1 protein-coding gene is annotated in these 547 nt (G+C 42.4%); it reads left to right on the top strand.

From position 1 onward, the window contains the following. The coding region (locus VJI93_RS08450; RefSeq protein WP_324009268.1) for an HNH endonuclease at positions 1-413 on the top strand (413 nt) is incomplete at its 5' end. Positions 414-547: the final 134 nt, after the last annotated feature.

Raw genomic sequence — 547 nt, 5'->3', positions numbered from 1 at the left:
CGGGCAAATGTAAAGCATGTAAGGCATCTAATCAAAGGGAGAAGCTTAAAAACAAAGAGGCCAGAGCTGCTACAAAAGCATACATGGCCCAATATTACACAGACAATAAAACAGAAATCCTGGAAAGAAATGCTCTATGGCGCAAAAATAATCCTGATAAAATGCTTGGATACTGGCATAATTACAGAGCTAAACTACGTAATAATGGACCAGTAGATAAAGACATTACACGGCTGAAAGTGTACGACAGAGATCAAGGCATCTGTAAGCTGTGCAATGCACCGTGTGAGTGGGAGGAGTCATCAATAGACCACAGAATCCCCATAAGCAAAGGAGGTACGCATACCTGGGGTAATGTCCAGAATGCGCACAGAAAATGCAATGTCCGTAAATCCAATAACCTGGAGGATTGAATGTACACAATTACAAAAACTTACGGCAATGAACAAGGTTTGTCGGCTACTTTTAGGCAATGGCGTGCAGATAGTCATTGCCGCTTTTTGCATGGCTATGCTTTGGGCTTTGAGGTAACCATTGCATGCAACGA

Source organism: Parvimonas sp. M20 (genome assembly GCF_035282425.1).
GTDB lineage: Bacteria > Bacillota > Clostridia > Tissierellales > Peptoniphilaceae > Parvimonas.
This window is presented reverse-complemented; position numbering and strand designations above follow the sequence as displayed.